Annotated in this window: 9 protein-coding genes and 2 pseudogenes; 10 read left to right on the plus strand and 1 reads right to left on the minus strand. The window is 68.7% G+C overall.

The window, feature by feature from the left end:
• Positions 1-211: 211 nt before the first annotated feature.
• Positions 212-316, minus strand: a pseudogene (locus tag ACWDO5_RS34385) (pirin family protein); the annotation flags it as partial.
• A gap of 434 nt (positions 317-750) precedes the next feature.
• Between ACWDO5_RS34385 and ACWDO5_RS34390 the strand changes: the two are divergent.
• The 10 genes and pseudogenes from ACWDO5_RS34390 (at position 751) to ACWDO5_RS34435 (ending at position 8306) form a co-directional block, all read left to right on the plus strand.
• Entirely contained in the window at positions 751-1527 is a 777-nt protein-coding gene (locus ACWDO5_RS34390; protein ID WP_450534468.1) for a methyltransferase domain-containing protein, read from the plus strand.
• 121 nt (positions 1528-1648) lie between these two features.
• Positions 1649-1814: pseudogene (locus tag ACWDO5_RS34395) on the plus strand (VOC family protein); the annotation flags it as partial.
• A gap of 205 nt (positions 1815-2019) precedes the next feature.
• On the plus strand, positions 2020-2541 hold the full coding sequence (locus tag ACWDO5_RS34400) for a helix-turn-helix transcriptional regulator (RefSeq protein WP_450534469.1): 522 nt from the start codon (positions 2020-2022) through the stop codon (positions 2539-2541).
• Positions 2541-3224: a glyoxalase gene (locus tag ACWDO5_RS34405; protein WP_450534470.1), complete on the plus strand. Its 684-nt coding sequence runs from the start codon at positions 2541-2543 to the stop codon at positions 3222-3224. The genes ACWDO5_RS34400 and ACWDO5_RS34405 overlap by 1 nt, the downstream gene beginning before the upstream one ends.
• A 59-nt stretch (positions 3225-3283) precedes the next feature.
• Positions 3284-3769 (plus strand): iron chaperone, encoded by a 486-nt coding sequence (locus ACWDO5_RS34410; protein WP_450534471.1) that lies wholly within the window; start codon positions 3284-3286, stop codon positions 3767-3769.
• A gap of 315 nt (positions 3770-4084) precedes the next feature.
• Positions 4085-5230 (plus strand): tyrosine-type recombinase/integrase, encoded by a 1146-nt coding sequence (locus ACWDO5_RS34415; protein ID WP_450534472.1) that lies wholly within the window; start codon positions 4085-4087, stop codon positions 5228-5230.
• Positions 5230-5556: a helix-turn-helix domain-containing protein gene (locus ACWDO5_RS34420; protein WP_450534473.1), complete on the plus strand. Its 327-nt coding sequence runs from the start codon at positions 5230-5232 to the stop codon at positions 5554-5556. The genes ACWDO5_RS34415 and ACWDO5_RS34420 overlap by 1 nt, the downstream gene beginning before the upstream one ends.
• Positions 5553-7034: a hypothetical protein gene (locus ACWDO5_RS34425; protein WP_450534474.1), complete on the plus strand. Its 1482-nt coding sequence runs from the start codon at positions 5553-5555 to the stop codon at positions 7032-7034. The genes ACWDO5_RS34420 and ACWDO5_RS34425 overlap by 4 nt, the downstream gene beginning before the upstream one ends.
• 123 nt (positions 7035-7157) lie before the next feature.
• Positions 7158-7949 carry an alpha/beta fold hydrolase gene (locus ACWDO5_RS34430; RefSeq protein WP_450534475.1) on the plus strand — a complete coding sequence of 264 codons (792 nt, stop codon included), beginning with the start codon at positions 7158-7160 and terminating at the stop codon, positions 7947-7949.
• An 87-nt stretch (positions 7950-8036) separates the two neighbouring features.
• A complete protein-coding gene (locus ACWDO5_RS34435) occupies positions 8037-8306 on the plus strand; it encodes a hypothetical protein (protein WP_450534476.1) in 270 nt (89 codons plus the stop codon).
• The last annotated feature ends 79 nt before the right edge of the window (positions 8307-8385 follow it).

The raw sequence follows: 8385 nt of genomic DNA on the forward strand, positions 1-8385 counted from the left end.
ACTTGGCACTGGAGCTGAAGCGGCGCGGCGGCGGCATCGGCGCGGCGGCACTGTGCGGTGGCGGCGGGCAGGGCGACGCGCTGATCGTGCGTGTCGGCTCCTGACAGGGCCCGAGTGGATCACTTCGAGGCGGGGGCCACCTCCGCAGGGCAGGCGAAGGGCCCGGCACCCGCAACCCCCCAACAACGAGACCAACGCCCATAGCCCCAGTTCAACGTACTCGTCCGCGCGATTTTAGCGCCACCGGCGGGAGTTCAGGAGCGGGCAGCGGGGCGCCGTCGTATCCCTTCACCTCACCGAACCGGGCTCCCTCCATCCGGGTTCCCCCCTGGCGGCGTCCCCGTGATCGGCCGTACTGCGACCCCCGCTCCTTTCACTTCGCCGGGTGCGTGTGGACCGTAGGTCGTAAGTGCGGGAGCGCACACGGTCGTTAGTGTGATGAATGACGCCCCGACCACCTGTCCGCGCTTCTCGGCGAGATCGGAGTCCCGGCCGCTGCCGCCCGCGGCGCCGCGATCCGGCAGCAACTCCTGGAGATGCCCGCACCCGTCGTCGCGGACGCTCTCGGCTACCCACGACAAGACCACCACCCGGCTCCGCAACGAGACCGGCGGGACGTGGAGCCGATATGCCGCTGGAGATCACGGAAGATCGCTGCCGCGCTGAAGTTGCATTGAATCCAGGCCAGTCGGCTTTGCGAACTCACCGTTAGGGAGCCGTCGTCCCGCCCGAGTTGGTTGACTGACGCCCATGACCTCATCAGTATTTGAGACCGTCACCCCCGACCCGATCGTCTACCTCGATCGGGTCGCCGCGACCGACCTGGGCCGCTCTTACAAGAGCCGCATGCTCGACGAACTCGAGATCCGTCCGGGCCAGACGGTGCTCGACCTCGGCTGCGGCCCCGGCACCGATCTCAGTACGCTTGCCGAGGCTGCCACCGCGACAGGCACGGTGGTCGGCGTTGACCACGACCAGGCCACGGTCGACGCCGCCAGGGACCGCACGGCCAAGCAGAGCACCGTGACCGTTCGGCTCGGCGACATCCATGATCTGCCGCTGCCGGATCGCACCGCCGACCGGGCCCGCACCGACCGGGTTCTGCAACATGTCGCCGATCCTGCTCAAGCGCTCCGCGAAGTCCGGCGCGTGCTCCGGCCCGGCGGACGGCTCGTCATGGGCGAACCGGACTGGAACACCCTGACTGTCGACCATCCGGACAGCGGCCTGTCGCGTGCCTATACCCAGTACGTTACGGACAAGGTCGTCCGCAACGCTCGCATCGGCAGTCAGCTCGCTCGACTGGCAGCAGGTGCCGGATTCGCGGTGCCCGCAGTTATCCCGGTCACACCCGTCTTCCGAGATGCCCAGGCCGCAGACAAGATCCTTGGCCTGGAGCGCACCACACACCGCGCCGTCGCCGCCGGATACCTCACCGAGGAGGCGGCACGACGCTGGCTGGACCACCTCGCAGGCGGTCCCTTCCTCACGGCTGTGACGTTCTACATCGTCGTAGCCGAGTCGTAGCCACAATCCCGAGCCGACACCAGACCGGAACCGGCCCACCCGCGAGCACAGAGAGCAACCAACCCCGCCTGCACTCAACGCGAACTCGCGACACTTGAATACGCGAGTCCACCAGTACCGAGGCCGGATACTGCTGGCCACCCCGGCACCTCGATGCCACGTTCGAGAAGGCGCAGGCCGGTGATACCGAGGTCGTCCAGGAGCCGACCGAGCAGCCGTACGGCATTCGCGACTGCGCGTTCCGCGATCCTGCGGGCAACCTGGTCCGCATCCAGGAGCTTCGCTGATCCTGACGGGTATCGGTGCGGCCGTGCGGGGCCGACCGCGTCACCACCTGCAGGGAACGCGGCGTCGCATCTGTACAGAGGTTCCTGCTGCGCCAGCCGCCCACCAGGGCCGGTCATCATCACCGAGCGTCTGGGGTACCTGCCAAGGCGGGTACCCCAGGCGCTCGTAGACGTCGATGGAAGATGAGAAAAGGGGAGTGTTCTCATGTGTCAGCCCGAGTGGCGGCGTGCGCGCGTCCAGGCGCAGCGCCTGGCTGATCTCGCGCGGCTGCGCCGCGTCCGCGACCGGATCGACAGGGAGTACGCGCAGCCGCTGAACGTGGCGGCGCTCGCCCGCGGTGTGAACATGTCCGCCGGGCACCTCAGCCGTCAATTCAGGTCCGCCTACAGTGAGTCGCCGTACGCGTACCTGATGACGCGTCGCATCGAGCGCGCGACGGCGCTGTTGCGGCGGGGCGACCTCAGCGTCACCGAGGTCTGCTTCGCGGTCGGCTGCGCGTCGCTGGGCACGTTCACCACCCGCTTCACCGAGCTCGTCGGAATGTCGCCAGGGGTCTTCCGGCGCCAGGCTGCGGATGCGGCGGCCGACCGTGCCGATGCTGCAGGTACGGCCCGCGATGCGGGGTCGGCGATCAGGGTGGAGGGAATGCCGGCGTGTGTGGCGAAGCAAGTGACAAGACCCGTCAGGAATCGAGAAGTCACGGCCACCGAGCAGCCCCTAGCGTGATGGCCATGGCAATCACCGCTTCCACCGCATCCAACACATCCCTCGCATCCGTCACCCTTGAGGTGGCCGACCCCGAGGCCGCCCGCCGCTTCTACACCGCCTTCGGAGTGGACACGTACATACGCCTGCGGGCGTCCGAGGCACACACCACCGGATTCCGTGGTTTCACCCTGGCGCTCACGGTGTCCCAGCCGGCCACCGTCGACAGCTTCGTCGGCGCCGCCCTGGACGCCGGCGCCACGGTGCTGAAGCCCGCCGCGAAGTCGCTGTGGGGCTACGGCGGCGTCGTCCAGGCCCCAGACGGGACGATCTGGAAGATCGCCACATCGGCGAAGAAGGACACCGGCCCGGCCACTCGTGAGATCGACGAGATCGTGCTCCTGCTCGGCGTCGAGGACGTGAAGGCCAGCAAGCAGTTCTACGTCGGCCGGGGCCTGACCGTGGCCAGGAGCTTCGGGGGCAAGTACGCCGAGTTCACCTCCGACGAGTCCGGCTCCATCAAGCTGGCGCTGTACAAGCGCGGCGGGCTGGCCAAGGACCTCGGCGTCCCTGCCGACGGCACCGGCTCGCACCGCGTCGTCCTCGGCAACACCGTCGGCCCCTTCGCCGATCTGGACGGATTCGCCTGGGAGGCTACCGGGGCGCTCGCCCCCGCGCTGTTTACGACGTCTCCCCTGTCCTGACCCACGGCCCCGCACTCCCGCCCTGAACTGCCTCATCCCCGTACGAGAGGAAACCTGCCATGCAGTCCATGCAGTCGTCCGCCGAGAACTCCGACACGACCTCTGAGCAGTACAAGGGCTTTTCTGCTGAGGAGCGGACCGCGATGAAGGAGCACGCGCAGGAACAGAAGAAGGCGGCGGTGCGGCGCGGTTCGTCCCGGGCGGAGAAGGAGGCGGCAGCGGAGCGGGACGTGCTCGCGAAGATCGCCGAGATGCCGGAAGCGGACCGGGTCCTTGCCGAGCGGATACACGACATCATCAAGACCGCCGCTCCGGACCTCACGTCGAAGCTCTGGTACGGGATGCCCGCGTATGCCAGAGACGGCAAGGTTCTTTGCCACTTCCAGAGCGCGCAGAAGTTCAAGTCGAGGTATGCCACGCTCGGCTTCAGCGACGAGGCGGCACTTGACGACGGCGCCATGTGGCCGGCCGCCTACGCCCTGAAGGAGCTGACTGCAGCCGACGAACAGCGCATCAGCGTGCTCGTCAAGAAGGCGGTGGGCTGAGGCCGGCCGGGGCAGAACCAGCAGCGAACGTGACCGAAGCCAGTGGCCTTCAGAACTTCAAGATCATCCCGTGGCCCCTTTTGGGCTCACCTGGGAACCGGCGCGTATCGCATCCAATGCGAACTGGCTTCGCTTTGCGCTGTGTTGGCCGAGCGGGACCCAGGAAGCCGCTGATCAGCGGACACGCGGATCGTCGCGCGCCTACGGGAACGGTAGCTGACGGGCCGGGCTCATATCGCGTCGCTTCACTCGATCGGATGGCTGACCTGCCGTTCCTGCCCGAGCTTCGCATCAGATGCGAGATTCTCGCGGCGAATGCGATCTACGGAGCGTGACGATTTGGCGGGCAAGAACGGGACGGCGCCAGGGGCCGCGCGGCTGCATCTGGCCGACGGGGTGCCGCTGCTGAGGCCGGACGAGCAGGTCTTCGAGGCGATGCTGGACGGCTGGCGCAACCAGCAGCTGGCCCGGAACCTCGCGCTGTCAACCATCAACGGCCGTGAGCGGAAGGTGCGGGCGTTCGCCGCGCACGCGGACGCCTTCCCCTGGACCTGGTCCTCGCACCTGGCGGACGAGTGGTTCGGCGACCTGCGCGCGGTCCGCGGCTGCTCGCGCTCGACGCTGCGCGGCTACCAGGAGGCGGTACGGCTGTTCTGCGACTACTCCATCGACCCGGCCTACGGCTGGGCGGCCGAGTGCGAGCGGCGGTTCGGCACCCATCCGGTGCAGGTCTGTCATCAGTGGAACACCGCCGTGCACATGCAGGAGTGCGAGGCCGAGTCACCGAAACGGGCTTTCACCCGGGACGAGTTGCAGGCGTTCTTCGACCACGCTGACGACCAGGTCGAGCGTGTTCGTGGACGCGGCCGCAAGGGCTGGCTGCCAGCCTTCCGCGACACGATGCTATTCAAGACCGCGTACGCCTACGGGCTGCGACGCAACGAGACGAGGATGCTGGACATCGCCGACTTCGGCCGCAACCCCGAAGGCCCGGAGTTCGGTGAGTACGGCGTCCTCTACGTCCGTCACGGCAAGGCAAAGAAGGGCTCGCCGCCCAAACGCCGCAGCGTGCTGACGGTATTTGAGTGGTCGGCCGAGATCCTCGACCAGTGGACGAGCGAGGTCCGGCCCGCCATGCGCCACGCGGACGGGCCCGCTCTGTGGCCGTCCGAGCGCGGACGGCGGGTCGGCCTGCAACGGCTGGACTCCCGCTTCGCCGCCTACCGCGACGACCTCGGGCTGGACCCGGTCCTGGACTTCCACTCGCTGCGAAGGTCCTACGTCACCCACCTGATCGAAGACGGCTGGGACGCGTTCTTTGTGCAGTCCCAGGCCGGCCACGATCACGCCAGCACAACCTCGATCTACACCTGCGTGTCCTCCGACTTCCGCACCCGCACCCTGCGGCGGGCCCTGGACGCTACGGTCGAGGCCGCGCTCACACCCGCCAGGAGGGCCTGATGAAACGCCAGGTCAGCTACCAGTGGCGGCTGCGCGAGCTCATGGCCACCGCTGGGATGTTCACCACCAGCGAGCTCGCCCCGCCGCTCGCCGAGCGCGGCATCAACCTCTCGCTCTCCCAGGTCCACCGGCTCGTCACCGGCACTCCCGAACGGCTGTCCCTGCCGGTGCTGGCCGCGCTCTGCGACATCTTCGAGTGCACCCCGGCCGACCTGATCGCCACCACGGCGGAGAACGCCACCATCCGCAAGGTCGCCACCGGCGACGCCGTCGTCGATCTGTCGGCGGTCCGGCCCAAGCGCGCCCGCATCCGGCCCGAAGGATGAGCCGCACCCGCGTCCGCGCCGAGGACCTGTTCTGCACACGGTGCGGCCGGGCCCTGCGGCCGGGGGCGAATCACTGGCCCGAGGGCTACATCTGCCAGAGCTGCATGACCAGGGCTCTGGAGACCTACGGGACCTGCGTCGGCTGCGGAGTAGAGCGGCTCACCCCCGGTCTCGCACCGGACGGCGGCCTGCTCTGCACCGACTGCGCCGGCGGGATCGGTGACTTCTTCTGCGAGCAGTGCGGCCAGGAGGCCAGGCGCTACCGGCGCGGCATCTGCGGAAGATGCGTGCTGATCGAACGGCTCCGCGATCTGCTCGACGACGGCAGCGGCTCCGTCCGCGCCGAACTCCTCCCGCTGTTCGATGCCCTGCGGCAGATGCGCCGCCCCTGGGGCGGGCTGACCTGGACAAAGCAGCCCTACACCCAAAGGAACCTACGGGCTCTGGCCCGCGGTGAAGTCCCGCTCACCCACGACGGTTTGAGCCAGCTCACTCCCTGGCGCTCGGTTGCCTACCTGCGCGATCTGCTGATGCAGAGTGGAGTCCTGCCCCCGGTCGACCGTCAGCTGCTGTTCTTCCAGCGGTGGCTCGCCGAGAAGCTGCCAGCCGTCGAGGACGCCGAGCACCGGCGGCTGCTGGAACTCTTCGCCACCTGGCACGTCCAGCGCCGTCTCCGCACCATGGCCAGCCGCGGCCCGCTCACCGGCAATCAGATCCAGCAGGGACGTGAAGAGCTCCGCCTCGCGACCGCCTTCCTCAGTCACCTCGCCCAGCGGGGACACGCCCTCGCCGACTGCACCCAGGCCGATATCGATGCCTGGTACGCGGGCGGCTACACCGCCCGACGCCTCACCCACGCCTTCCTTCGCTGGACGATGCGGTCCAAGCACATGCCCGCCGTCAAGGTTCCGCACCGCTCTACGAGCAACCCTGCCCCGCTCGCCCAGCACCAGCGGCTCGCCCTGTTACGGCAGACCGTCAACCGCGACGACATCCTGCTCCAGGACCGCGTGGCCGCCGCGCTCGTTCTTCTCTATGCGCAACCGCTCACACGGATCACGCGGCTCACCATCGACGACGTCCTTCAGAAGGCTGACGAGGTCCTGGTCCGACTCGGTGACCCGCCGTCCCCCGTTCCCGCCCCCTTCGCCGGGATGCTGCTGGCCCACCTTGGCCAGCGGCCGAACACATTCACTGCGACCAACCCGGACGCCCGATGGCTCTTCCCCGGCCGCCGGGCCGGACAGCCCATGACCCCGGAAACCCTGGAACTCCGGCTCCGACAGCTGGGCTTCCCCACCCAGCGAGGACGCACAGCGGCGATCCGCCACCTTGTCCTTCAAGCTCCGGCCCCGGTGGTCGCCCGGATGCTCGGCTATGACGACGACACCACTGCCCGCCTTGCCGAAGAAGCCGGAGGGACCTGGCGCCACTATGCCCCCGGCGACCATTTTGACCACGGGTCCTCACACGCTTAGGAATACGCGACTCCCGATTACGCGAGGTCGCCAGTTGTCTCCGCCCTCACCTGGCCGATGAGTTTCGCGGACCACTACGGTCTACCTCCGCAATAACCGAATGATCTTGCGGAGGGTGAATAGATGAGCTACGCCGACGTCAACGGCCTGTCCCTGTACTTCGAGGAGCACGGTTCGGGTGCGGGTGAGCCGTTGGTGCTGCTGCACGGCGGGATCGGCGCGGGTGAGATGTTCGCGCCCGTCCTGCCCACACTGGCCGCGCAGCGGCGGGTGATCCTGGTCGACCTGCAGGGGCACGGCCGCACGGCGGACATCAACCGCCCGCTGCGGCCGGAGCTGATCGCGGACGACATCGCCGCCCTGCTCAAGTACCTCGGCCTGGCACGGGCGGACGTGATGGGCTACTCGCTGGGAGCCGATGTCGCCCTGCGTACCGCCATCCAGCACCCGGAGTCGACCCGCCGCCTGGTCGTGGTTTCCACTCCCACTCGGCGGGTCGGCTGGTTCCCGGAGGTCGTGGCCCAGATGGACCAGATGAGCGCAGCTGCGGCCGAGCCGATGAAGCAGTCCCCCATCTATGAGCTGTATGCACGGCTGGCACCGAGGGTGGAGGACTGGCCGGTCCTGATCGGCAAGATCGCCGAGCTGAAGCAGCAGGACTACGACTGGACGGCCGAGATCGCGGGGATCTCCGCGCCCGCGCTGCTGGTGTTCGGCGACGCCGACGCCGTGCAGCCCGCACACGTGGTGGAGTTCTTCGGCTTGTTCGGCGGAGGGTTGAAGGACGCCGGCTGGGACGGGTCCGGGCGCTCCGGCGCGCGGCTGGCCATCCTGCCGGGGGCCACGCATTACGACATCCTCACCTCCCCGCTCCTGGCGGACGCGGTCTTGACGTTCCTGGACGCCTCCGCCTGAGCGACGTCGAGGATCAATGCTGGCGGCTGTGCCACCTCGCGCGGCGGAGACGTCGACGCCCTCGTCCCTGTCCTCGACCCCGAGGTCGTGGCACGCTCCGACGGCGGCGCACTGCGCCCCAGCCTGGTCCGCCGCGGTGCGGCCGACGTCGCCTCCCAGGCGATCACTTTTGCCCGCTTCGCGGAGGCCGGGCACGCGGCGCTGATCAACGGCTCGCCCGGCGTGGTCGCGGTCGCGCAGGGCCGCGCGGTATCGGTCATGGCGTTCACCATCCGGGACGCCAGGATCACCGCCATCGACGTCCTCTCCGACCCCGAACGGCTTGCGCATATCGAGCTGAGTGTCCTGGGCAGCTGAGCGCCGGTCACGTGTGGTGCGGCGGGCAGACGCCCCGGCCTGGCCGCCCAAGACCACCGCCTGATCCGCCACGGGCCAC

It is taken from the genome of Streptomyces sp. NPDC000880, from assembly GCF_053599675.1.

Bases quoted from the DNA above. Each gene is read 5' to 3' on its own strand.
- ACWDO5_RS34390 (WP_450534468.1), top strand. From the start codon at position 751: ATGACCTCATCAGTATTTGAGACCGTCACCCCCGACCCGATCGTCTAC.
- ACWDO5_RS34400 (WP_450534469.1), top strand. From the start codon at position 2,020: ATGTGTCAGCCCGAGTGGCGGCGTGCGCGCGTCCAGGCGCAGCGCCTG.
- ACWDO5_RS34405 (WP_450534470.1), top strand. From the start codon at position 2,541: ATGGCCATGGCAATCACCGCTTCCACCGCATCCAACACATCCCTCGCA.
- ACWDO5_RS34410 (WP_450534471.1), top strand. From the start codon at position 3,284: ATGCAGTCCATGCAGTCGTCCGCCGAGAACTCCGACACGACCTCTGAG.
- ACWDO5_RS34415 (WP_450534472.1), top strand. From the start codon at position 4,085: ATGCGATCTACGGAGCGTGACGATTTGGCGGGCAAGAACGGGACGGCG.
- ACWDO5_RS34420 (WP_450534473.1), top strand. From the start codon at position 5,230: ATGAAACGCCAGGTCAGCTACCAGTGGCGGCTGCGCGAGCTCATGGCC.
- ACWDO5_RS34425 (WP_450534474.1), top strand. From the start codon at position 5,553: ATGAGCCGCACCCGCGTCCGCGCCGAGGACCTGTTCTGCACACGGTGC.
- ACWDO5_RS34430 (WP_450534475.1), top strand. From the start codon at position 7,158: ATGAGCTACGCCGACGTCAACGGCCTGTCCCTGTACTTCGAGGAGCAC.